The sequence below is a fragment of the Thiorhodococcus fuscus genome (assembly GCF_042682685.1).
GTDB classification, from domain to species: domain Bacteria; phylum Pseudomonadota; class Gammaproteobacteria; order Chromatiales; family Chromatiaceae; genus Imhoffiella; species Imhoffiella fuscus.
Genome location: NZ_JBHUHX010000015.1, coordinates 113,322 through 137,763 on the forward strand (window position 1 = coordinate 113,322; position 24,442 = coordinate 137,763).

14 protein-coding genes are annotated in these 24,442 nt (G+C 64.1%); 9 read left to right on the top strand and 5 right to left on the bottom strand.

Features of this window, described 5'->3' with window-relative positions; genetic code table 11:
* Window positions 1–118 precede the first annotated feature (118 nt).
* Together pbpC and ACFSJC_RS07095 are read right to left on the bottom strand one after the other, a co-directional pair.
* On the bottom strand, window positions 119–2,278 hold the full coding sequence (gene pbpC, locus ACFSJC_RS07090; RefSeq protein WP_386025356.1) for a penicillin-binding protein 1C: 2,160 nt from the start codon (window positions 2,276–2,278) through the stop codon (window positions 119–121).
* A 73-nt stretch (window positions 2,279–2,351) separates the two neighbouring features.
* Window positions 2,352–7,865, bottom strand: coding sequence for an alpha-2-macroglobulin family protein (locus ACFSJC_RS07095; protein WP_386025167.1), 5,514 nt, complete (start codon window positions 7,863–7,865; stop codon window positions 2,352–2,354).
* 289 nt (window positions 7,866–8,154) lie between these two features.
* Here ACFSJC_RS07095 and ACFSJC_RS07100 point away from each other — a divergent pair, with 289 nt between their 5' ends.
* Window positions 8,155–8,751, top strand: coding sequence for a hypothetical protein (locus tag ACFSJC_RS07100; protein ID WP_386025169.1), 597 nt, complete (start codon window positions 8,155–8,157; stop codon window positions 8,749–8,751).
* Between the two features lie 175 nt (window positions 8,752–8,926).
* Here the strand turns inward: ACFSJC_RS07100 and ACFSJC_RS07105 are convergent, their stop codons facing one another.
* The gene (locus ACFSJC_RS07105; protein ID WP_386025171.1) at window positions 8,927–9,313 is read right to left on the bottom strand and encodes an acyl-CoA thioesterase; all 387 of its coding nucleotides are present in this window, start codon (window positions 9,311–9,313) and stop codon (window positions 8,927–8,929) included.
* Between the two features lie 158 nt (window positions 9,314–9,471).
* Between ACFSJC_RS07105 and ACFSJC_RS07110 the strand changes: the two genes are divergently transcribed.
* Genes ACFSJC_RS07110 through ACFSJC_RS07120 form a run of 3 tightly spaced genes read left to right on the top strand, consistent with a single transcriptional unit; the run spans window position 9,472 to window position 12,855 of the window.
* Window positions 9,472–11,310: a sodium:solute symporter family protein gene (locus tag ACFSJC_RS07110; protein WP_386025173.1), complete on the top strand. Its 1,839-nt coding sequence runs from the start codon at window positions 9,472–9,474 to the stop codon at window positions 11,308–11,310.
* Between the two features lie 14 nt (window positions 11,311–11,324).
* On the top strand, window positions 11,325–11,495 hold the full coding sequence (locus tag ACFSJC_RS07115) for a symporter small accessory protein (protein ID WP_386025175.1): 171 nt from the start codon (window positions 11,325–11,327) through the stop codon (window positions 11,493–11,495).
* Complete coding sequence (locus tag ACFSJC_RS07120; RefSeq protein WP_386025176.1) at window positions 11,485–12,855, top strand: alginate export family protein; 1,371 nt, start codon at window positions 11,485–11,487, stop codon at window positions 12,853–12,855. Before ACFSJC_RS07115 ends, ACFSJC_RS07120 begins: the two co-directional genes overlap by 11 nt.
* 117 nt (window positions 12,856–12,972) lie before the next feature.
* Here ACFSJC_RS07120 and ACFSJC_RS07125 read toward each other — a convergent pair whose 3' ends face one another.
* Window positions 12,973–15,198 (bottom strand): methyl-accepting chemotaxis protein, encoded by a 2,226-nt coding sequence (locus ACFSJC_RS07125; RefSeq protein WP_386025178.1) that lies wholly within the window; start codon window positions 15,196–15,198, stop codon window positions 12,973–12,975.
* 176 nt (window positions 15,199–15,374) lie between these two features.
* A complete protein-coding gene (gene amt, locus ACFSJC_RS07130; protein WP_386025180.1) occupies window positions 15,375–18,467 on the bottom strand; it encodes an ammonium transporter in 3,093 nt (1,030 codons plus the stop codon).
* A gap of 205 nt (window positions 18,468–18,672) precedes the next feature.
* On the opposite strand from amt, the gene ACFSJC_RS07135 reads away from it, so the two are divergent.
* The 5 genes from ACFSJC_RS07135 (at window position 18,673) to ACFSJC_RS07155 (ending at window position 24,412) form a co-directional block, all read left to right on the top strand.
* A complete protein-coding gene (locus ACFSJC_RS07135; protein WP_386025182.1) occupies window positions 18,673–20,289 on the top strand; it encodes a thiamine pyrophosphate-dependent enzyme in 1,617 nt (538 codons plus the stop codon).
* 148 nt (window positions 20,290–20,437) lie between these two features.
* Window positions 20,438–20,932 (top strand): 2-oxoacid:acceptor oxidoreductase family protein, encoded by a 495-nt coding sequence (locus tag ACFSJC_RS07140; RefSeq protein ID WP_386025184.1) that lies wholly within the window; start codon window positions 20,438–20,440, stop codon window positions 20,930–20,932.
* Window positions 20,933–20,949: 17 nt separating this feature from the next.
* Complete coding sequence (locus ACFSJC_RS07145) at window positions 20,950–22,290, top strand: phenylacetate--CoA ligase family protein (RefSeq protein WP_386025186.1); 1,341 nt, start codon at window positions 20,950–20,952, stop codon at window positions 22,288–22,290.
* A gap of 98 nt (window positions 22,291–22,388) precedes the next feature.
* Window positions 22,389–22,826, top strand: coding sequence for an ACT domain-containing protein (locus ACFSJC_RS07150; RefSeq protein ID WP_386025188.1), 438 nt, complete (start codon window positions 22,389–22,391; stop codon window positions 22,824–22,826).
* A 242-nt stretch (window positions 22,827–23,068) separates the two neighbouring features.
* Entirely contained in the window at window positions 23,069–24,412 is a 1,344-nt protein-coding gene (locus ACFSJC_RS07155; RefSeq protein ID WP_386025190.1) for a phenylacetate--CoA ligase family protein, read from the top strand.
* The last annotated feature ends 30 nt before the right edge of the window (window positions 24,413–24,442 follow it).

Here is a 24,442-nt window from a genome sequence, read left to right on the forward strand (position 1 = left end):
ATCCCTCCGATTCAAACGCGATGTATCGCGGCGAGCACGACGCGCATCCGAGAGGAACCCGGTTCAGGACGACTCAAACTAATGACAGACATGACTTTCGACCCTTCACTGACAGCGATCATTCCAGAAACACGGTCGCACGAGCCGATGCCCCGTGACCGTCAACGACAGAGAGCGCGGTGTACCCCGTGCCATCCGGACGCCATAGAGCCATTCGAGCGAAAGGTTCGCGAACGACAGGCGAGCCATTGACAAACCAGGTGAACGGCGGAACCCCGCCACGCACCTTGAGTGCGAGTTTGGCCTGTTCATCACCATCTAAACCGAGGGCGATACGGGCGCCAGCCGGAGGATAAACGATCTCCAAGACGTTTTCTGTCGATCCCGCATCAGCATTACGGGAATTTCTCACGTGCTTCAAGGGTGGCGGCAATTCGCCGGAACCCGATACGCGCAGAATCCCAGGCGGTGCGGAACGCAGCGGAACCCTCGGACCCAAGCGCGCGAAGACGTCGATCAGGACCGGGGCTGCGGCGTCGATCCCGATCAGCCCCGGTACCGGGGCGCCGTCCGGCCGCCCGGTCCAGATGCCCACGACCCAGCGCCCGTCGAAACCGACCGCCCAGGCATCGCGATAGCCGTATGAGGTCCCGGTCTTGAATGCAATGCCGTTGGCTTGGGTTCGGGCCGGTGTCGGTACGCCCTGAAGGATCGAGGTGACCGTCCAGGCCGCTCGCTCGTCGAGCACCGGCGAATGCCCTCGCATCGAACGGCTCGCGTTGCCAGAAGACGCGAGGCCTGGTGTCAGATTCTCGCGCAGATCGACCGCACGACCACCGCGCGCCAATGCCGCATAGATGCGAACCAGATCGCGCAGCGTCACACCCACGCCGCCCAGACCGATCGCCAGTCCGGGAGGCGACAGATCCGGCAGCCGGGGCTCAGCGCCCGCCCGGCGCATGCGCGCCACGAGCCGTGCCGGCCCGACCACATCCAGCAGACGCACCGCCGGCACGTTGAGCGAGAGCTGCAGCGCACGCCGCACCGTGACCGTACCCTGAAACGCGCGATCGAAATTGGTCGGCACATAGCCCGAGAATCCGGTCGGGCGATCCTCGATCAGGCTCTCGGGATGGGCGATGCCGTCCTCGAAGGCCAACCCGTAGATCAAAGGCTTGAGCGTGGAACCGGGCGAGCGCACGGCACGGGTCATGTCGATGAATCCGCGCCGTCCATCATCGAAGGGATCGGCCGATCCGACCGAGGCGACGACATCGCCATTGGTGTGATCGGCGACCAGGATCGCCAGCGAGACCTTGGGGCCAAGTAGTCGCGCCCGTTCCTCCGCCAGACGTTCCAAACTGGATTGGATCTCGGCGTCAATGGCCAGCCGCTGGGTCGCCAGCTCGGGATGCAAGCGGTGTTCGCGCCAGGCGAGATGGGCGGCATGGACGGGAAAAGGTCGACGCGTGGTCGGAACGGGCTCGCGCAAGGCGGCGGACAGGGCGATCCGGTCGATCAGACCCAAGCGGTGGGCACGGATCAGGATCCGGTCACGTGCGCGGTGCGCGGCCTCCGGATCCCGATCCGGACGTCTGGCCTCGGGCGCCTGGGGCAAGGCGACCAGCAAGGCCGACTCGGCCGCGCTCAGACGTATGGGCTCCTTCCCGAGCCAGGCCAGCGAGGCGGCCCGCACACCCTCGATATTGCCGCCATAGGGCGCCAGGGTCAGATAGGTACGGAGAATGGCGTCCTTGTCGAGATGACGCTCCAACGCCAAGGCGGTCAGGATCTGCGACAGCTTGCCGGACAGATGGCGCGTTCCCTGCCCGTCGAGCAGACGCGCCAGTTGCATGGTCAGGGTGGAACCGCCCGAAACGATCCGTCCGTGGCTCACCCACTGCCAGGCCGCGCGCAGCAAGGCGCGGGGGTCGACACCCGCATGCTTGCGGAAGCGCCGATCCTCGACCGCCATCAGCATGGCCAGATAGCCCGGATCCAGGGAATCGAGCGTCACCGGCAAGCGCCAGCGCCCGTCGTCCACGGTAAAGGGGCGCAGCAGACGCCCCTTGCGATCGAGCATGAGCACGGACGTGCGTGGCTCGGTGTCGGAAATCACGACCCGATCCAAGAGCCGCCCGAGCCCATGGGCGAACCCGGGCAAGAGAATCGCCGCCGCCAAGAAAGCCGCCAGCAGACGGCCGGGCAAGAATCCCGCGCGCGACCCAGAGCGCGAACCGATGCATCGGACCGGCGCGCGCCAGCCGTTCAGCCACATCCGCTGGACCCTATTCACAGCCACCGCATCGCGTCAGACATCGCAGCCGGCCCAGGCAACAGGCAGCAATCGCTCAGGGCGCGGGCTCCAGCACCTCCACGACCTCGGTTCCCGTCCAGCCTCGCAGACTCGGCCGATACATGTCCTCGACCGTCGCCGCCGGATGGGCGAAGACGCCGGGCGAGACGGCCCGCAGACGATAGGCGAACTGGAACTGTCGCGCACCGCCCTCGGGGCGATCGATCGCGGCCACGAAGCGATCGGCCCGGAACTCGGCATGCTGCGCCTGCTCTTCGAGCCCCAGCCAGGGAATGTCGCTGATCGCACCGGCCTTGATGAGATGCGGATTGTCGATCTCGAACCCGGCCGGCAATGGATCGTCGACGATGAGCCGCGCCCGGCGCTGTCGATCGGCCGTGACCGTGACGACGGCGATCATGCGCTCGCCCTGAGCGATGCCGCTTGGCTGGATGCGCCGCCCGTCCAGATCGTAATAGGCGCGCTCGATATGGTAGCCGTTGCCGCCAGCGGGTTCGGGCACCTCGGGCACACCCCTGACGGTCAGCAGGACATCCAGCGGAGTCGATCCTGGATTCTCGATCCGCAGAGGCGCATCGGCCAGATCCCCATCGCTCAAACGACGATAGAACCCGCCGGAGTGCCGCTTGCCGTTCACCAGCAGGTCCGGCTGATCGGCACCGGTGACCAGTGCATGCACCGCCAGCAATAGCCAGGATTGCTCCTGGGTGCTGCTGTAGCCGTCCCGGTCCCAGGCATCCTGGACCTGTCGGGCCAGACGCTGAATGTCGATCGCCGTGGTGCCGGTCTCGGACGCCAGGGCCAGAAGCGCGGCGCCGTCGCGCAGCCGCGAACCGTAATCGGCGCGCCAACTGGTGTCGTCCTGGCCGTCTTGGGTCCACATCGCCAGGGCGTTACGGAAGAGCGCATCCGCGCGTAGCTGGTCTCCATAGAGCGCCAGCGCGGCACCCAGCTGGGCTTTGGCCATGGGTGTGGCGAAGGCATCGAGCTTGGTGTCGGCGTAATAGCGCAGATCGCCGATCGCCGCCCGACCGTTACGGGCCAGGACATAGAGGGCATAGGCGATATCCTGACCGCCATCGCTGAAGTCTGGGGCGTAGGAGAGCGCATTGCGCAGAGTGTCCAGCGCCGTCTCGAAGGGTACCTTGGGCACCGCGTAACCCTTCTCGCGTGCCCGTGTCAGGAAATCCGATACATAGGCATCGAGCCAGGTATCGCCGCCGTCCGAGCTGCCCCAAAGCCCAAAACTGCCGTTGCTGCCCTGGTTGGCGAGGATGTCGGCGATGGCCGAGCGCACCCGTTCCTTGAGCCTGGCATCGCCGCCAAGCCCGATCGAGCGGGCGACATCCTCCAGATAGAGCAAGGGCAAGGCGCGACTGGTCAGTTGCTCGGTGCAACCGTAGGGATAACGATCGAGCGCCATCAGCAGCCCGGCGATATCCAGCCGCCCGGCCCCGCCGACCGAAACCAGCAGCGAGCCGGTCCCCGGCAGACGGTCGGACAACCAGCTTGGATCCAGACGCAACTCGGCACCGGGCGCCAGCGCGCGGACCTGGGTACGGCTCGTCACCGGGGCGTTGGAGCGCACAGGCACCCGGAGTCGCTTGGTCAGATCGCGCCCATCCGGCGTGCGCAGATCGATACTGAGCGCATCGTCGCCGACCGTCAGTGCCTCGATCGGCACCCGGAGCTGGAGACGGCCGCCCTCGACCAGGGTCGCCGACTGGTCGGCCGACTCGGGTGCGATCCGAGTATGACCGCCTTCGGTCGCCACACTGACCGAAATATCGCCGGCCGGGCCCTCGACATGGGTCAAATTGAGCAGAATGCGCGAACGGTCTCCGGGCGCCAGGAAGCGCGGCAGTGCCGCCGCGACCACCACCGGATCGCGCACCAGGAGATCGCTCACCGCATGACCCACACCGCTCACCGACCAGGCCATGGCCATGACCCGAATCGTGCCGTTGAAGTCCGGAATGTCGAAGGAGACGCTGGCGCGCCCCTGATCGTCCAGTTTAAGCACACCCGAATACAGGGCGACCAGCTCCTCGGTCGGCGGTGGACCCTCCATCTTGAGCAGTGCGCCGTCTCCGCCCGAGCGCACCACGCCTGGAACGCCTTGCATGCGATCGATCAGCTGGCCATAGAGATCGCGGATCTCCATGCCCAGACGGCGCTGGGCGAAATACCAGTCCTCGGGCGCGGGAGGCTGATAGCGGGTGAGATTGAGGATGCCGACGTCGACCGCAGCGACCGTCACATAGACCGGCTCGCCGGGCGGGGCATGGGCGACCGAAACCGGAATCTGGATGGTCTGACGCGGACGAACGGTGCCTTTGAGCGCGGGCGGCAGATCGAGCGCGAGATCCAGCTTGCGCGACCCAGGGTCCACGGGCGCCCAGGTCAAACCGATGGCGCGCGCCGGCATGCGCTTGGCCGCGAGATCCATGGGCCGATAGAGCACGGCGGTGACATAGGCGCCGGGACCCCACTCAGCCGTCACCGGCAGCTCGACCTCTGCGCCCTCCTCGGGCACCGCGACCGCGCGCATGGCGATGAGGCGATCGTCCACCACCATCACCAGCGCAAGTCCGGGGAAACGCGGCTCCAGACGGGCCTTGACCGTCTCGCCGACCCGATAGCGCGGCCGGTCGAGCGAGACCTTGAGTAGATCGGGCGTGTCCTGGGCGGTCGGCTTGACGTACCAACCGGCCTCGAAGTCGAGATCCACGGGCAGCGTGGAGCCGTCCGCGCTCTCCAGTGCCAGACGATAGGCGCCCCACTCGACCGGCGACTCGATGCGGCCCAAGGCATCGGCCCCGAGATCCAACGTTCCACTCGCCACCCGCTGCGTGCTGGTGATCGGCTCATAGTCCCAGGAGCCGTCCGACTCGTACCACTGGAAGCGGGTCGTCACCCGCGACAGGGTCCAGCGCACGCCAGACAGCGGGGTCCGCGTGCCGTCCGGGTCGATGGCGATGATCTCGAAGCGTGCATTGCCGCCCTCGTCGACCGAGCCGTCGAACAGCGGCTTGACGCCGATCCGGCCATGCTTGGCCGCGACCGGCAGTGTCAATGAACGCTCGACCGGACGACCGTTGTCGTCCACCACCCGCACGAGCAGATTGGCCTGGAGCGGCTTGCTGGTCGGAGGCAGGTCGGACAGGGTCAGCGCAACCTCGGCCTTGCCCTGGTCGTCGGTCTTGGACGCGGGCAACGCACCACCGATCGGCTCGAACGCCTCGCTTTCGAGACCGAAGTGATACCCCGCGTATCCGGCGAGACTGGAGACCGGCTTCACCTGGACCTCACCCTCGACCGCGAGACCGGCCGCCGGCGCGCCGTAGAGGAAGCGCGCATCCACCGCGATGGGCGCTGGATCCTCGGGGTCGATCACGCCCGCCGCGCTGTCCAGATCGAAGGTCAACCGCTCGGGCTCGAAGTCCTCGACCAGGAAGGAGAGATCGGCCAGCGACGGCGCCTTGGGATCGCTGTAGACCGACGCCTGCCAGGTCCCGCGCATGGCGGTCCGGGTAAGGGTCAGGTCGAGCTGATGACCGCCCGCCCCCTTGTCCTGCGTGAGCTGGCGCAGATACTCGACGCCGTCTGGACGCTTCACCACGAAGGTGATGGGCAGATCGGGCGCGGCCTTGGCCCGTGCGTCGCGGATCAGGGCGGTGAGATGCACCACCTCGCCCGGTCGATAGGCCCCGCGTTCGCTGACCAGATAGACGTCGAGCGGCTTGGGCGGAAGCCGCCCGGCGACACCGCGATCGGAGAGATCGAAGGGCGTCTGGGTCAGATCGAGAAAGGCATAGTCGCCATCCCTGCCCTCGGCGACCAGCAACGCGGGGGCGTTGCCGCCCGTGCCCCGCAGCAGACCCGGATCGAAACGGGCATAGCCTTGGCCGTCCGTGGTGGCGCGCCCAAGGATCTCGTTGTTGACCGCGACCAGACGCACCGCGACCTCACCGACCGGCTTGGCGCTCGACAAGGAGCGGACCAAGGCGTGCAAACCATCGTTTCCGGCAAAGGTCGCCAGCCCCAGATCGGTGACCACGAACCATTGGGTGGCTCGGGTATCGGATTGATCGGTGGCATTGTGCGCTCGGGCTGTCATGGCATAGGCGCCGGGCTCGAGGTCGGTGACGACCGCACCGACCGGAACCGCCGTGGTCACCTCGCGATTGAGTTGGGAGCGAACCTCTACCGTCCCCTTCCAAACCGATTCGCCCAGGGACTCCTTGATCCGACCCGTTTTCCAGTCATCGAGCTGTTTCAGCCAGACGCCGTCGTCCATCGCCTGGGTCAGCGAGCGGTCGCCGATGCGGTAGACAGCCGCATCGATCAGATCGGTATTGACCGAGACCAGAGGGATCGCCGCCTCCCCCCCCTTGGGTAGGACATAGGCGCGACCGAGAAAACGCACCATCGGCGAACGGTCGCGCACATAGATGTCCAGGTCGCTGCCTTTGGACAGAATCTCGCCGTCCGCTGCGGGAAGACCGGGGCGTACCAGGATGGAATAGCGCTCGCCGTGACGCACACCGTCGATGCACATCTGGCGATCCTCGACCTCGACCGAAAGATCGGTGCGATCGGCGACCCGCACAAAATCGGTCAGATTGGCCCGATCGCGCGCCAGCGGGTCGCTGAACTGGATGCAGATGCGCGGATTGGCGGCATCCGAATCCACCTCGTGGCCCGTGACCCGGAAGCCGTGCTCGGCGATCAAGGTGTCGTAGTCGGCGCGCAGACGCTCGGACTCGACCAACGCCAGGGAGGCGCGGGTCGCCCGAATCGCCGGTCGCCACTGCTGCTGATCGACCAGGCTCCGCCCCAAGCGTTGCAACGCGCCGGCCCGCTCCTGCACGCCCTCGGAGCGCAGATAGGCGTTGATCGCCGCCGCCGTCGCCTCCTTCTTGAGTCGCTGACGCGTCTGCCAATCGGATGGTGAGGCCGCGCTGGCCGCCTCCGAGAGTGCCACCCAGAGGTTGCGGCTGGCGGACCCGAGACCCAGTGCATCAGCATAGAGCTCGGCCGCGCGCACCGGATTCTTGGCCGTCATGGCCGAGCGCGCCTCGGCGACGAGTGACTCGCGCCGTACGCCCGTCGGCGCCGACTTGGCGAGACGCTCGACCAATGCGCGCGCATCGCTCAACTCGCGAGGAGACAGAAAGGTCAGCTCGGAGGCCCGAGTCGCCGCAAGATCGACGGGCGACAGCCCAGCCTCCTGGATGCGCCCCGAGACGGCCCCCTCGAATGGACGCGGATCCGCGAAGCTCTCCTTGAGAAAGCACCATCCGGCTTTGGTATTGAAGGTAAATGCCTTGCAGCGCGCGTCGTCCAGACAAGCCGCCTTGCAGGCATCCAGGCTCACGTCCTTCAGCGTGGCGAAATCGCGGCCGAAATAGTCCGTGCCCAGGGTCATGGTCAGTTCGCGACCCGCTGCGGATGCGGCACTCGGATGCGCGAATGTCAGAATGACCGCCAGAACAGAGCAGATGGCGCGCAAGGAAAGACGCACGACGGGTCGAAAACCGAGCATGGCGTTACCCCTCTGGAGACGAATCTCGTGGTCGAAGCATCCTTTTTGACAACTCTAATCGGTCGCCAGAGACGGGTAAAGATGCTGAAAACCCGCACGAATTGAGGCGCTAAGGGCCGATTCGGCGCACGGACAAGGACCGAAATACCCCGAGAGACACGCGTTTTTCCTTAACACGCGGTTTCGGTAAGGGTTAAGATCATTACGCTTGACCCATCGATGGTCTCGCACTCAGTTCTACAAGGCCATCGGCCATTCACCACACTGACCCATTTCAGGAGGGTTCGTCGTGTCTAATGCAGGTAAAAAACAAAGTTCGCTGATACTCGCGCTCCTGCCTTTCGTGATTCTGTATGTCTGCACCGTCGTACTTGTCGCGCTCACCCGCGAGGACATGGCCAGCACGGTCGGATATTGGGAATACTTCGTTCCTTTCGCCGCCGTCATCGCATTGATCTCGGGCTGGGGAACCACATACGCGAACGGACAGTGGCGCCTCTTCTATCTCATCAAGCAGGCCGTCATCTGGGGCGGTTTCATCTGGTTGCTCATGCTGTTCCAGACGATGGGAATCGACACAGCGCTCGGTGCTCAGAAGGCCACCCTCACACTCATCTTCTTGGTCGCGCTCGTCATGATCGTCTCCGGAATCACCATGGACTGGAAGATGGTCCTCTATGGTGCCTTCCTTGGCCTCTGCGGCTATCTGCTCACCGCGCCTAGCAATGCAGCCATCCTGCAGCCCATCGGTGACAGATTCGGGATCGTCGATGCGCAAACCAAGCCTATGAGCATGATCATCGGAATCGCCGTCCTGGCGTTCGTCCTCACCGCCTTCATGCTGATCACGACCCGCGCAACCATCGCGACCAAGCGCAATCGTTGAATAAACGTCTGACGGACGAGATGTCTTTCGTTTCCCGGGTCAGGATCGGACGCACCCCCTTCACGAAGCGTCACCAGTCGACCCAAGCCCTCCAAGGCGTCTGACGAAGACAGCCCCTCTCCTCAACCCTGGGGAGAGGGGCGCTGCGGCCGAATCCTGAACGGCCCGCCTTCACTCAATCCTCCCTGCAAACCTGGCTGCCCGATCCTGAGGGTAAAGGCAGCTTGCGGCCGGATTCATCGAGCCGCACGAAGGTGATGCAGGTCGAGAAGATCGACTCCTCGACGCCCGTTTCCAAGTCGTCCGCAAAGACCCGGACCGAATAGGTCAGGGACGTTCGCCCGCGACAACTCTCGACCGCCTCGAAGCGCAGCACCATCCCCGAGTGCGCGCCCTGATGGAACTCGACCCGGTCCATGCCGACCGTCACGAAGCGACATCCTGGATTGTCCCGGCTGGCGGCAATCCAGGCGATCTCATCGACCCATTTCAACAAACAGCCACCGAACAGATGGCCATAATGGTTCAGATGTTCAGGTCTGACGACCGTATAAGTCTCCACAACGACTCTCCCGATACAAAAAACTACCTAATAAGGACGAAATATTCACAAAAGCGTCTTTTTCATGCGCTGGATCTATATAAAAACGGGGCGTGAACAATGTATTTTCCCCCGCGCTCGCACCAAGACCCATAACGAATCCAAAAATAGGGGGAAACATGGCCGGAAATCCTTCGGTCGGCTGGATCGACATCCTCGTCATTCTTGCCTATCTGCTCGCCACCGGCTATCTGGGCTGGCTCGGGTATCGAGGTACCCGCTCGGCGGCCGACTTCCTGGTCGGTGGCCGCTCCGCCCATCCGATCATCATGGCGGTCTCCTACGGCGCCACCTTTATCTCGACGGCGGCCATCGTCGGCTTCGGCGGCGTCGCCGGCCTCTTCGGCATGAGCCTGCTGTGGCTGACCTTTTTGAACATCGCGGTCGGCATTCTCATCGCCTTCACGCTATTCGGCGAACCGACGCGCCGACTCGGACATCGCCTCGGGGCACACACCTTCCCCGAGTTCCTGGGGCTGCGCTATCAGAGCCGAGGTATCCAGATCTTCGCCGGCGCACTCATCTTTCTCTTCATGCCGCTCTATTCGGCGGCGGTCATGACCGGCGGCAGCATCTTCGCCTCGACCCAGTTCGGTATCGACTTCGAGGTCGCTCTTCTCATCTTCGCCGTCATCACCGCAGCCTACGTGATCCCAGGTGGGCTCAAGGCGGTCATGTACACCGACACCTTCCAGGGCTTCATCATGGTCCTGGCCATGATTTTTCTGCTGGTCGTCACCTATTCCAGCCTGGGCGGCATCACCGAGGGTCATCACTATCTGACCGAAATGGCCGACATGGTCCCGGCGCCGCTCCAGAACATGGGGCATGAAGGCTGGACCGCAATGCCCGCGTTCGGCTGGGGATCGCACACCTACGATCTCTGGTGGATCGTCATCACCTCCATCATCCTCGGCGTGGGTATCGGCGTGCTCGCCCAGCCACAGCTGATCGTGCGCTTCATGACCGTGCGCAGCCGCCGCGAGCTGGACCGGGCGGTTCCGATCGGCGCCATCTTCATCATGCTGATGACGGGCACCCCCTTCCTGGTCGGAAGCCTCTCGAACGCCTGGTTCGCCCAGCACGGCCCAATGCTGCACGGCAAGGTGGTCCAGGAAATAGACGCCGAGAAGGACCGGGCCTTGGTCGAGCTGATGCAACAGAACGACGCAAGCGACTGGGTCGCGATCATCAGCCCCAAGACCCAGACCCCAGCCAAGGCAGCGCTCATCGTCAGCGAGCGCACCCAGGCCCAAGACGCCTCGGGCCAGGACTTCGAGCTGGTCGGCGGACGCTCGACCGCCCTGACCTACGTCAAGGGCGACGCCGACAAGATCATCCCGGCCTTCATCTCGGCGGCACTGCCGCACTGGTTCGGCGTCATCTTCTTCCTCGCCCTGCTGGCGGCGGCCATGAGCACCATCTCCAGCCAGTTCCACACCATCGGAACGGCGGCCGGGCGCGACCTCTACGAGCAAATCGGCAGCAAGGGGCAAAGTCGCGAACCCAGCCTGCTGGTCATGCGGCTCGCCATCGTGCTCGGCCTGCTGATCGCCGTGTCCATCAGCTACACGGTGCGCCAGGAATACATCATCGCCCGCTTCACCGCGATCTTCTTCGGTCTCTGCGCCGCGAGCTTCCTGCCGGCCTATATCGGCGGGCTCTTCTCGCAACGGGTCACGCGAGCCGGCGCGCTGGCCTCGATGATCGTCGGCATGGGCGTGTCGCTGTTCTGGCTGCTGTTGGTGAAATCGAAGGAGGCCGCCGCGATCGGGCTGGTTCAGTTGGTCACCGGCGGCAAGACCAGCATCCTCGCCGACTATCCGAACTGGCCTTCGGTGGATCCGATCATCGTGGCACTGCCGGCGGCCTTCCTGGCCCTGATCCTGGTCAGCGCCGTCACCAAGCCACCGAGCGCCGAGCACCTGCGTCACTGTTTCCCCGAACGGAATCCATGAAGAGGCACTGAATCATGATTGGTATCGATGATCCGTTCGTTCTAATCGCCTATTTCGGCATCATCGCGTCAGCCATTGCGAGCCTGATCTACGGGCTCGTGCGGCGCAACGCCGCACGCGATGACGTCACCCCCGAAGATCGCCAATGGGCACTCGACGAGAAGAAGGTAGACGATGATATCTAAGAAAAAAACACTCCTGGCTGGAGGACTGGCCGCCGCGATTTCCTGCACGACGGCCATCGCACAAGAGGCGACATCGCCATTCACCTGGGGCGGAGACGTGCGCCTCCGGCAGATCTTCGTGGACAACGTCGGCCTCGACGCCGACAGCAAGACCGCAGACCGCACCTTCGAGCGGCTGCGCACCCGGCTCTGGGGCAACTACGCCTTCGACCAGAACGTCTCGGTCAAGGCGCGCCTGCTCTGGGAGGGCCGGCACTACCAGTCTCCGAACCGATCGGATTACCCCCCGCTCGAAAACTGGTACAGCGGTGGCATCTTTTTCGATCTCCTGCACGTCGACGCGAAGAATATCGCCGGCCTGCCGCTGTCCGTCCGAATCGGTCGCCAGGAGATCATGCTCGGCAACGGCTGGCTGGTCTTCGAGGGAACCCCGATCGACGGCTCCCGCACCTTTTCTTTCGACGCCGCGCGCGCGACCTACAGCGCCGAGGACATCGGCACCACCTTCGACCTCATCTATATCGACGAGAACCCCGACACCGGCCGTTTCCCTCAGGCACTCAACGGCGAGGTCGAGGATCAGACCGAACAGCACGAAACCGGTGTCGTCCTCTACGCCAACAACAAGACCCTGCTCGACGGCGACCTGGACGGCTATTTCATCTACAAGCACGACGATCCAAACAACACCCCAGGCAATATCCGGGTCAACAACGGCTATCCATTCGCCTCGCCGGGCAACGCGGGCGACATCTATGCTCTGGGAGGACGCGCCGACACCAATCTGACCGAGAACTGGGCGCTACGCGCCGAGGCCGTCTACCAATGGGGAACGCGCAACGATCGCGATCTCAGCGCTTTCGGTCTCAACAGCCGGTTGAACTACAACTTCAACGACGCGCTGAAGAACCAACTACACGCGAGTTATGAATATCTGTCGGGCGACGACCCGAACAGCGATGAGGACGAGGGCTTCGACCCGCTCTGGGGTCGCTGGCCGCAGTGGAGCGAGCTGATGGTCTATCAGTGGCCGCTCGACGGCCGAGTGGCTGGAGCGAGCAACCTCCACCGTCTCAACCTCGGCTGGACCGCCCAGGTCCATCCGACGACCTGGGTCCTGCTCGACTATCATGCGCTCTGGGCGGCGGAGCAATATCCCAGCTATCCCTCGCAGGTGAGCCTGATCAGCGGCGACGACAGCTTCCGAGGCCATCTCTTCACCGGGTGGATCCGCACCAAGCTCAACAAAAATGTCTCCGGCCATCTGGTCGCCGAGTATCTGATGCCGGGCGACTATTACGCCGAGAATCGACGCAACGACTCCTTCTTCGTCCGCGCCGAGCTCATCTATACCTGGTAATCGCATCTGCGATCCATCGGCCAATCGGCTAGCCGTCAAGCGCGAGCGGGGATCGGATCCCCGCTCGCGCCGCCCTTCTCTTCTATCAGAGCCACACTCGGATCACGGCAGGGGTTACTAGAACTCCTCCCAATCTTCTGCCGACGAGATCGGAGCGCTGGACTTGCGTGGCGGAGCGGAGTGTTCGGAAACCTTCGCAGACGACTTGACCGGGCTCCGCGACATCGAACCCCTCGCCGCTGCGGCAACCGGCGTCGCCGCCTCCTCGCCAAGCTGGAAGAGCCTCACCGAACGCACTAGCCCCTGAGTCTGCTCCTGAAGACTCTCAGCCGCCGCAGCGGCCTCTTCCACCAAGGCGGCATTCTGCTGGGTCATCTCATCCATCTGACCGATCGCCTCGGCCACTTGACCGATACCGGAACTCTGCTCACGGCTCGCCTTGGTGATATCGGTCACCAAGGACGCCACCTGACGCGAACTTTCCACCACCTCATTGATCGCGGTCCCGGCCTGATTCGCCAACAGCACGCCCTCCTCGACACGGCGCGCCGAATCCGCGATCAGGTCCTTGATCTCCTTAGCCGCCGTGGCACTGCGTTGCGCGAGGCTGCGCACCTCTCCGGCAACGACCGCGAAGCCGCGACCCTGTTCGCCCGCCCGAGCCGCCTCGACCGCCGCGTTCAGGGCCAGGATGTTGGTTTGGAAGGCGATACCGTCGATGACGGTGATGATGTCGGCAATCCGATTCGAGCTAGCCTTGATCTCGCCCATGGTCGATACCACCCGTCGCACCACCTCACCGCCATGAGCGACGGTGTCGTTCGACGACTGGGCCAAATCGTTCGCCTGCTGTGCATTATCGGCGTTCTGCTTCACCGTCGTACTCAACTCCTCCATGGCGCTGGCGGTTTGCTCCAGGCTGCTCGCCTGCGACTCGGTCCGGCTCGACAGATCCTGATTTCCGGTGGCGATTTCCTTGGCCGCTCGGTCGAGTTCCTGGGAGGCATCAATGATCTGGCCAACGACCTCGCGCAAACGCGCGACCGTGGTATTGGAGTCCTCCTGTAGGGTGCCGAAGGTGCCCTGATAGTCGCCCTCGATCCTCTGAGTCAGATCGCCCTTGGCCAACGCGCCGAGGATGCGCGAGACCTCACCGAGCCCCACATCGCTGATGCTCATCAAGCGATTAAGGCCCTCGATCATTTCCTTGAACTCGTACTGGAAGCGCTCGGTATCGCCACGCGCCTTAAAGTCGCCCACCACCGCCGCCTCGACCAACCCCTTGATCTGAGCGTTGACGGCTTGCAGACTGGACTTGACGCTATCGATCGCGCTGGTGATCTGCGCCTTGCGGCCGGGCAGACGGTCCATATCGACGGACAGGTCACCCAACGCATAACGGCTCACGATCTCGACCACCCGCATCTTGACCGCGATGTGCGATCGCACCAATTCATTGATCGAAGCCGCCATCTGGCCGTAGACGCCTGGGAATCGCTCGACCGAAATCTGATGGTCGATCATACCCAATTCATGCTGCTCGGCATTCTCGCGCTGGGCCTCGATGAAATCCGTGAAGGTCATCTGCATCCGCTGCATGGCCGCCAAGATGCTCTCGGTGTCGCCTGGCCTCACTTGAACATCCATCAGCCGGCCCTCGGCCATCCGCCCGGCGATCTCGACGGCATAGGCCGGTTCGCCACCCAATTGACGCATCAAACGCCTGATGATCCAGACACCCAGGAGAACGGCCACCAGAATGGTGACGGCGGAGATAGAGATCATGATGATGATCCGCACGTCCTTGGTGCGCTCGGCCGCGCTCGCCCCCTTGCGGCCAAGCTCGATGTTGTAATCGATATAGCCATAAAGCTCGCGCTCGAGTTTTTGACCGCTGGCGTCGAAATCGGCGAATTGCGCCTGCGCCAACTCCTTTTGGCCAGACCGCGAATGGCCCAGCACGGACTGCTGGGCCTCATTGAACACGTCGAACTGTGCGAGCACCGCATCGAAGCGCCGACGGTCTCCCTCACTGAGAATGGTGCGCTCGTAGTTCGCCAATCCCGCCTTCGTTTCCTGATCGGCCGCCGCAATCGTCCGGTCGATCTCGCTCATCGAAGCGGTGTCGTTGGCGACAAAGACATGGCGCATCGTCCGGATACGCTCGCGCTCGACACCCACGATCAACTCATTCAGAGCGATCAGGGACGGCAACGTGTACTCGCTCGTGAAATTCGCTGCCGTATAGACACGCCCGATCTGGGAGACGGCGATCGCAGAAACCAGCACCAGCCCCGCCGCTGCAGTTCCAACCAGAAGCATCAATCGTTGTGTCACTGTCATCGCGGTTATCCATATTCAATGTGTTCGTCCAATCCTGCATGACGTATTCGTCGGAATGAATAGCGGACCAGGAGCACGGACTCCGCTAACAGACCTTGACTGAGGTCGAGAGTATCACAGCGTCGTCTCCCCGGGCTCACATGACATTTGAGAATACATACTGCGGATTCAAGGCCCTATAGAGTTAACTCGGAACCCTCGATGACTTCGAACGAAGGAGCGTTTTCGCGTGCCCGCGCATTGAGAAGCTCGGTCGTCTCTCGCGCCGGCCGGGGCGGACTGAAGAGAAACCCCTGATAGGCGAGGCAACCCTCGCGCCGCAGGAAATCCAGCTGCGCCTGCTCCTCGACACCCTCTGCCAGAATCTTGAGTCCGAGCGTGCGGCCGAGCGAGATGATCGCGGCACAGATGGCTGCATCCTCCTCCTTGAGGTGGCACTCGCTCACGAAGGAGCGATCGAGCTTGATGACGTCGATCGGGAAACGCTTGAGATAGCTGAGAGAGGAATAGCCGGTCCCGAAGTCGTCGAGCGCGATCTCCAGCCCCAGTTCGCGCAGGTTGCGCAGAATATCGATACAGTGGACGGTATCCCGAGTCAGCACGGTCTCGGTGATTTCCAGTTGGAGCGACGCAGACGGCATACGCTGCTCCTCAAGGATGCGCGAAACGACGCCGCTGAAACCGGCCTGAAGGAACTGACGCCCCGATACGTTGACGGCGATCCGAGGCGGATTCAATCCCTGCTCGCGCCAAGCGGCATGCTGACGACAGGCGGCACGCAGCACCCATTCGCCCACCGCATCGATCAGCCCGGTCTCCTCCAGCACGGGGATGAAGACCGAGGGCATCACCAGCCCCTGGCCGGGCCGACGCCAGCGAATCAAGGCTTCCAGACCGATCAATTCTCCGGTGTCGATCAGGAGTTGGGGCTGATAGAAAAGCTCGAATTCCTCGTTTTCCAGCGCCTCGCGCAGACCGTTCTCCTGCTCAAGACGCTCGGTCAGCAGATGGGCCATGTCGGCGCTGAAGACCCGGAAGTTGTTCCGGCCCGCCTTCTTGGCCTGATAGAGCGCCAAATCGGCATTGCGAATCAACAGCTCCGGACTCTCGCCGCCCTCAGGATAGCAGGCGATGCCGATACTGGCCGGCGAGCGGACAGTGCGCTCGTTGATCCGGTGCGGGGCCTCAAGCTCGCGCAGGATCTGCCCTGCCTTCTGCTCGATAGCCGACTGGCTCTCCACCCCCAAGAGGGCGACGATGAACTCGTCGCCACCCCAGCGGGCCAACAGATCGTCGGAGCGGACACAGGCGCGCAGACGCTCCGCGACCTCGCGCAGCAATTGATCGCCCGCCGGATGCCCGAGGGTATCGTTGACGTTTTTGAAACGGTCCAGGTCGAGGAAGAGCACGGCAACCTGACGCGGCGCCTCGGCCATGAGATAGAACGACAGGCTGTTGCGGAAAAAATGACGATTCGAGAGCCCGGTGAGCGCGTCGTAATGGGCGAGCTGATGCAGTCGGCGTTGAATCTCGCGCTGGCGGGTCACGTCCCGCACATGCAGTGTGTATTCGGGGTGGCGCCCGCAAAGCACCTGGGTAATGCCGACCTCGGCGGGGAAACTCTCGCCATCGACCCGTTGCAGGATGGTCTGGGTGCGCTGATCCAGCAAGAAGCGCCCCTCGATGACGAAACCGCTGCGCAGCGCCTGGAGAAAGCCCTCGCGCCGCTCGCTCGGAATCATGAGCTCGGCCATCGTGCGTCCGATGGCGCTGCGCCGAGAGCAGCCCAGCGTCCGCGCGGCGGCCGGATTGAATTCGAGCACCCGACCCTCGTGATCGATGGTGATGATGCAGTCCAGAACCGCATCCAGGATCGCCGTCTTACGTCCCTCACTGGCGGTCAAGGCGTTCAACACGTCTTCGCGTTTCTGGATCTCCTCGTTGACCCGCTGTAGCACATGATTGTATTGGAGTGCGATCTGACCGACTTCGGTATGGGGCTCGACCCTCACCGGGTGGGAGAAGTCGCCCTTGCGCCTTTGGCTATCCATGTCCATGAGCAGGTCCAGGATCTCGGTCGTAGCGCCATGCTCGGCCACATTGAGCCCGAGCCGCTCCGACTCGGCGTCCACGCGCAATCGATAGAAGCGCCCGATCAACCATAGCAGTCCGAAGCTGACGGAAAAGGCGTAGACCCCAATCACGAGGACGCCCAACCCCTGCACCCAGAGCTGTTCCAACCGACCGCCGGTCTGAGTGAAGGCCGAGACCGGCGCAAACAGCGCGACCGCCAGGGTCCCCCAGACCCCCGCGAAGAGATGCGCCGGGATCGCGCCGACGGCGTCATCGATCCGCAGCCGCTCCAGCCAATGGTTCCCCAGTACCACCACGACCCCGCCGACCGCGCCGATCAGCGCACTCATGGGCGGCGACTGGATATGACAGGAGGCCGTGATGGCAACCAGACCGCCGATGACCCCGTTGAGTAGGTCGAGCGCCGCCGGACGCCCGAGACGGGCATAGCCGAAGAACATCGCCCCGAGCCCGCCACAGACTGCGGCGATGAAGGTATTGAGCAGGATCAGGGGCACCGTCTCATCCAACCTGGAGGCACTGCCGCCGTTGAACCCGAACCAGCCGAACCAGAGCAGAATGACCCCGAGCGACGCCAGCGGCACGTTTCCGCCCTGCAGACCGAAGCCCTCGACATCGAAGCGGCCTCGACGCGCACCCAGACGGAGCACCGCAGCGAGCGCCACCCAACCGCCGACGGAATGGACCACGGTGGAGCCGGCGAAATCGATGAACCCCATCCTCGCCAACCAGCCCGTCGCCTCGCCCGTCGGCAGGCCGCCCCAGGCCCAGTGCCCTGTGACCGGATAGATGAAGGCGACCATCATGAGGGTCGAGAAGACATAGGCGAGAAAGCGCATGCGCTCGGCCACCGCACCGCAGACGATGGTCGCCGAGGTGCTGCAGAACATGCACTGGAAGAAAAAGACGCTGATGGAATGCGCCGACGCCCCCTCCCCGAACAGGAAGCCATCGGTACCGATCCAGCCGGCATGCGAGGCGCCGAACATGAGACCGTATCCGAACAACCAGAAAAGGAGTCCGGAGAGACAGAGATCGACGATGTTCTTGATCGCGACGTTGATGCTGTTCTTGGTTCTCACCAAGCCGCTTTCCAGACAGAGAAAGCCCGCTTGCATCATGAACACCAGGAAAGAGCACAGCAGGAGCCAGGCGATGTCTAGACCATCGGACATGGGGGATGCACTACATCTGGGCGACGGAGCCGTATGGTACACCCCCCTCGTGGAGCAGGGACACTCGGGCACCGTGCTCACACGGCGTTTCCGGGCGGGCTCTTGATATGACGCAGGATTGCCCGGGACGACGGCGGTTGCTGCCCCCAAGCGGTGCAGCGGATAATGCGGCCGTAATATTCTGAACGCGAGAGCAATCCAAGATATGACTGGAGAACGGCTTTTACTGAGTGGGGACGACGCGGTCGCGCTGGCGGCGCTGCACGCGGGCGTGAAACTGGGTACGGGATACCCGGGCACGCCATCCACCGAGATCCTCGAAACCTTCGATCACCTCGGCGGACGGGCGCAATGGTCGCCAAACGAGAAGGTGGCACTGGAAGTCGCGATGGGCACGGCCTTCGCCGGGGCGCGCACCCTGGTCACCATGAAGCACGTTGGACTCAACGTGGCCGCCGACCCGCTCTTCACCGCCGCCTATACCGATATCGAGGGCGGACTCGTCCTGGTCTCGGCCGACGATCCCGGCATGGCCTCCAGCCAGAACGAGCAGGACAACCGCCATTACGCGCGGGCCGCCGCCCTGCCGATGCTGGAGCCGATCGACTCTCAGCAGGCCTATGATTTCACCTGGCTCGGATTCGAGCTCTCCGAGCGCTGGAAGATCCCGGTCATCCTGCGCCTGACCACGCGCGTCTGCCACTCCAAGACGGTGGTCGTTCCACGTGCCCCGCTCGTGGATCAGCCGGAGCCCAGTTTCGAGCGCAATATCCCGGCGCGGGTCATGATCCCGGCCTATGCCAAGCCAGCGCATCACAAGCTGCGTCAGAAACTGGCCGAGATCGCCGCCTGGAACGAGCAGGAAGGCCCGACCCGTCTCGACGAGGGCAAGGCCGCGCTCGGGATCATCGCCACCGGCATCGCCGCCGTGCATGCCCGCGAGGCCGCACCGGACGCACGCCAGCTCACCATTGGTCTGACCTACCCGCTGCCGATGGAGCGCATTCGCGCCTTCGCCGACGAGGTCGAGCGTCTGGTCGTGGTGGAGGAAGGCGACCCGGTGCTGGTCGACTCCTTGCGCGCGGCCGGCATCCCGGCCGAGGGCAAACCCGAGATGTACCGCTTCGGCGAGCTCAACGTGGCTCGCGTGCGACGCATCCTGACCGGCGATACCAGCCCCGAGCCGGTTCCGCCCAAAGGCAAGCCACCGGAGCTGTGCCAGGGCTGCTCGCACCGAGCCGTCTTCCAGGCGCTGAAGGATCTCGACTGCATCGTCGCAGGCGACATCGGCTGCTACACGCTCGGCGTGCTGCCGCCCTTCTCGGCCATGGACACCTGCGTCTGCATGGGCGCCAGCATCGGCGTCGGTCTCGGCATGCGTCACGTGCTGCCCGAGGACCAAGCGCGGCGGGTGGTGAGCGTAATCGGCGACTCGACCTTCGTGCACTCGGGGCTGACCGGGATCGCCGAGATGGTCTACAACCCCCCGGCGACCGGTCATCTGGTACTCATCCTCGACAACGGCACCACCGCCATGACCGGCCAGCAGGAGCATCCGGGAACCGGGCGTCTGCTCGATCACTCGCCGACCGGCAAGATCAGTTTCGAGGCGCTCGCAGCCTCCATGGGCGTGCAGAACGTCCATGTGATCGAGGCGAACAATCGCGAGGACGGCCTGAAGACGCTGATCGCCGACCTGCTGGCCAAACCGGAGACCTCGCTGGTGATCGCGCGCCAACCCTGCGTGCTGGCGGCGCCCAAGATCCGCTTCTACGAAAAGGCGGCCGCCGAACAGGCATGCGCAGCCGAGCCGGCCAGCTGAGACGGACACGCCGCCTACCCATCGAAATGGACGGGTTGAGCGGCGCGGCATCCAACTCGGATCGACGGACGGCCAGACGCGGCCGTCGGTCCTCCCGTCCGATCCATGACGGACACTCCATCAGACAAACAATCCTCAAAGTGATCGCATGACGAACGTTACCAATGTAGTCATCGCCGGACTCGGCGGTCAGGGCGTCCTCAAGGCGTCGGACATCCTGGCCGACGCGGCCTTCCGCGCCGGACTCGACGTCAAGAAGAGCGAACTGCACGGCATGAGCCAGCGCGGCGGATCGGTCAGCAGCGACGTGCGTTTCGGCCCCCGGGTTCTGAGCCCGATGGTGCCGCCCGGCGAAGCGAACGTGCTCCTGGTCCTGGAAGGAACGCAGGTCGAAATCAACCGCCCCACCCTGCGCGCGGACGGCATTCTGATCGGCCCGGACGTGCTCGCAGACGGCGCGCTCAAGAACAAGAAGAGCCTCAATGTCGCGCTGCTGGGCGCCATGTCCATCGTGCTGGACATTCCGGAGGAAGATTGGCTCGCAGCGATGTACGCCAACCTTGCAGAGAAGCTCCATACGATCAACGAACAGGCCTTTGCTCTCGGACGCGCCGCCGCGCTCGAGCGCAACCAGGCCGGCTAAAATACGCGAGGCCCACCATGCTGAGAGAGCTCTGGAACGACGCGGAAGGTGGATTCCATCCCGCCAGCGCCCCGGATTTTCTGCCACAGACGGCGCTCCGAGAGGTCCAACTGCGGCGTCTGCGCGCCGTCGTAGCCCGCGCCTACGAGCATGTCGAGCTGTTCCGCAGCCGGCTGGAGGAACGCGGCCTCACGCCCGACTCGATCCAGCGACTGGAAGACATCCAGCGCCTGCCCTTCACGGTCAAGACCGATCTGCGCGATACCTATCCGTTCGGGCTCTTCGCCAGCCCCATGAGCGACGTGGTGCGGCTGCACGCCTCATCCGGCACCACCGGCAAGCCCATCGTGGTCGCCTATACACGCGAGGACGTCGAGGTCTGGTCCGAGGTCATGGCGCGCACCTTCGCCGCCTGCGGCATGCATCGCGGCGACATCCTGCAGAACGCCTTCGGCTACGGACTCTTCACCGGCGGGCTCGGCGCCCACTACGGCGGCGAGGCACTGGGCGCGACCGTCATCCCCATCTCGGGCGGCAACACCGACCGCCAGATCATGCTCATCCGCGACTTCCAGGTCACGGCGCTCTGCTGTACCCCGAGCTATTTCACCTACATGGTCGAGCGCGCCCACGAGCTGGGCGTAGATCTGCGCGAGCTGCCACTGAAGATCGGTATCTTCGGCGCCGAACCCTGGACCGACGGGATGCGCACCCACATCGAGGCCGAAGCCGGCATCAAGGCCTACGACATCTACGGCCTCTCGGAGATCACGGGTCCGGGCGTTGCCAGCGAATGCTGCGCCCAGGAGGGTCTGCACATCTTCGAGGACCACTTCTACCCCGAGATCATCGACCCCGAGACCGAAGAGGCGCTGCCCGACGGCGAGGAGGGCGAGCTGGTGCTCACCACGCTGAGCAAGAAGGCGATGCCGATGATCCGCTACCGTACCCGCGACATCACCTCCATCATCACCGAACCCTGCGCCTGCGGACGCACCATCCGGCGCATGCGCCGCATCGGACGCCGCTCGGACGACATGTTCATCATCCGCGGCGTCAACGTCTTCCCCTCGCAGATCGAGGCCGCCCTGCTGCGGGTCGAGGGCACCCTGCCCCATTACCAGATCATCCTCACCCGCTCCCATGGACTGGATCAGATCGCGGTCGAGATCGAGGTCACGCCCGAGGTCTTCAGCGACAAGATCCGTGGCCTCGAAGAGGTGCGCAAACGGCTCGCCCAAGCGATCGAGCACATCATCGGCATCCGGGTCGAACTGCGTCTGGTCGAGCCGCGCACCATCGCGCGCAGCGAGGGTAAGGCAAAACGGGTCATCGACCGCCGCAACGAAGGAAGTTAACCGCATGCCATATTGGGCGCGGTCAGCGAACAGGCGCCGCACCCAGACATCACGCCCTTGCGGTGCGCAACATCCATTTCTCAAGAGAGCCCAATGCCATGAAACTGCAACAACTCTCGCTCTTTCTCGAAAACCGTCCTGGGCGGCTCGAAGCCCCGTTGACGGCGATCGCCGCCGAGGACATCAATATCCTGACGCTGTCGCTCGCGGACACCGCACAGTTCGGCATACTGCGTCTCATCGTCAAGGAGTGGGAAACGGCCAAGCGTGTCTTGGAACAGGCCGGCTGGGTGGTGAACCTCACCGAAGTGGTGGCCGTCGACGTGCTGGACCGTCCGGGCGGTCTGGCGGCCGCGCTCAAGATCCTCGAAGACGCCGACCTCAACGTCGAGTACATGTATGCCTTCTCGCTGCGACGCGGCGACAAGGCCATCCTCATCTTCCGTTTCGAGGACCCGGACCGGGCCATCGAGGTCCTGCTCGACAAGAAGCTGCACGTCGTCAGTGCAGAGGAGCTCATGAGCTTCGTTCCCTGAAGCGCGATCAGCCCCCACTGCAAGCCGCCACGACCCCTGGTCGCCGGCCAAATCCCGTGCGGACAGCGACGGCCCCTTCACCTCCGAATCGGACATGCCCCCGATTCGACTGGAGGGTACGTCGCTCCGTTCAAGGGCCGAGGGCTGGCACCTCCCAAGCGGTCGCGGCCGATCGATGAAGCCGCTGCGCCAAGACATCCTCGCGCGCGCATCTGCGGCTTTCACACAACGGATTCCGGATGATGTCCATACCCGATAGCCAACCCCCTTCCTCGACCGCATCCACCCTGTGGAACCCGGCGGCCGAGACCATGCCGCGCGCCGAGCGCGCGGCGCTTCAGCTGGAGCGTCTGCGTGGGTTCGTGACCCGTGCCGGTCGCGTACCCTTCTACCGCGACCAGTTCGCCCACCATGAGATCGGCCCGCACAGCATCCGCTCTCTCGACGACATCCGGCGCCTGCCCTTCACCACCAAGAGCGACATGCGTCGCCATCATCCGCTGGGGCTGCTCGCCGTCCCGCGCAAGGAGCTGGCCCGCATCCACGGCTCGTCCGGCACCACCGGAACGCCAACCTTCGTCGGCTATACCGCCCGCGACCTGGATACCTGGTCCGAGCTGTGCGCCCGCTTCCTGGTCGCCGGCGGACTCAAACCGGAGCATACGGTCCAGGTCGCCTTCGGCTACGGACTCTTCACCGGCGGATTCGGCCTGCACTACGGCATCGAAAAGGTCGGCGCCACCGTCATCCCCGCCGCCGCCGGCAATACCCGACGTCAGATCGACATCATGCGCGACCTGGCACCCGAGGTGCTCATCTGCACCCCGAGCTATGCCCTGACGATCGCCGACACCGCACGCGATCTCGGCATCGACCCGCGCACACTGCCGATCCGCTACGCACACCTTGGAGGCGAACCCTGGACCGAGGATATGCGCCGGGAGATCGAGGACCAGCTCGATATCGCCGCCTTCAACAACTACGGCCTATCGGAGATCATCGGTCCCGGAGTCAGCGGCGAATGCCAGGCGCACGACGGCATGCACATCCAGGAGGATCATTTCCTGGTCGAATGTCTCGACCCGGAAACGCTGGAGCCCGTACCCGAGGGCGAACCGGGCGAGCTGGTCATCACCAACCTGACACGCGAGGCGATGCCCATGGTCCGCTACCGCACGCGCGACGTCGCCCGGATCTATCGCGAGCCCTGCACCTGCGGTCGCACCACCATCCGCATGAGCCGCGTCACCGGACGCACCGACGACATGCTCATCATCCGAGGGGTGAACGTCTTCCCCTCCCAGATCGAAGAGGCGCTGCTGCGGGTCGAGGGCACCACGCCGCACTATTTGATCGAGGTGAGCCGGCCGGGTACGCTCGACGAAGTGCATGTCAAGGTCGAGATCCATCCAGAGATCTTCTCCGACCGCATGGACCGCATGCAGGCGCTGTGCGAACGGATCAGCCGCGAGATCCACACCGTCGCAGGTATCCGAGCGCATGTCGACCTGGTCGAGCCTCGCAGCATCGAGCGCTTCGTCGGCAAGGCGAAACGCGTGCTGGATAAACGCAACCTGAAAGACTGAGCCACCGATTCCGGGCCACGCGCGCGGATC

Bases quoted from the DNA above. Each gene is read 5' to 3' on its own strand.
- ACFSJC_RS07155 (WP_386025190.1), top strand. From the start codon at position 23,069: ATGTCCATACCCGATAGCCAACCCCCTTCCTCGACCGCATCCACCCTG.
- ACFSJC_RS07110 (WP_386025173.1), top strand. From the start codon at position 9,472: ATGGCCGGAAATCCTTCGGTCGGCTGGATCGACATCCTCGTCATTCTT.
- ACFSJC_RS07115 (WP_386025175.1), top strand. From the start codon at position 11,325: ATGATTGGTATCGATGATCCGTTCGTTCTAATCGCCTATTTCGGCATC.
- ACFSJC_RS07140 (WP_386025184.1), top strand. From the start codon at position 20,438: ATGACGAACGTTACCAATGTAGTCATCGCCGGACTCGGCGGTCAGGGC.
- ACFSJC_RS07120 (WP_386025176.1), top strand. From the start codon at position 11,485: ATGATATCTAAGAAAAAAACACTCCTGGCTGGAGGACTGGCCGCCGCG.
- pbpC (WP_386025356.1), bottom strand. From the start codon at position 2,278: ATGTGGCTGAACGGCTGGCGCGCGCCGGTCCGATGCATCGGTTCGCGC.
- ACFSJC_RS07135 (WP_386025182.1), top strand. From the start codon at position 18,673: ATGACTGGAGAACGGCTTTTACTGAGTGGGGACGACGCGGTCGCGCTG.
- ACFSJC_RS07125 (WP_386025178.1), bottom strand. From the start codon at position 15,198: ATGACAGTGACACAACGATTGATGCTTCTGGTTGGAACTGCAGCGGCG.
- ACFSJC_RS07150 (WP_386025188.1), top strand. From the start codon at position 22,389: ATGAAACTGCAACAACTCTCGCTCTTTCTCGAAAACCGTCCTGGGCGG.
- amt (WP_386025180.1), bottom strand. From the start codon at position 18,467: ATGTCCGATGGTCTAGACATCGCCTGGCTCCTGCTGTGCTCTTTCCTG.
- ACFSJC_RS07145 (WP_386025186.1), top strand. From the start codon at position 20,950: ATGCTGAGAGAGCTCTGGAACGACGCGGAAGGTGGATTCCATCCCGCC.
- ACFSJC_RS07095 (WP_386025167.1), bottom strand. From the start codon at position 7,865: ATGCTCGGTTTTCGACCCGTCGTGCGTCTTTCCTTGCGCGCCATCTGC.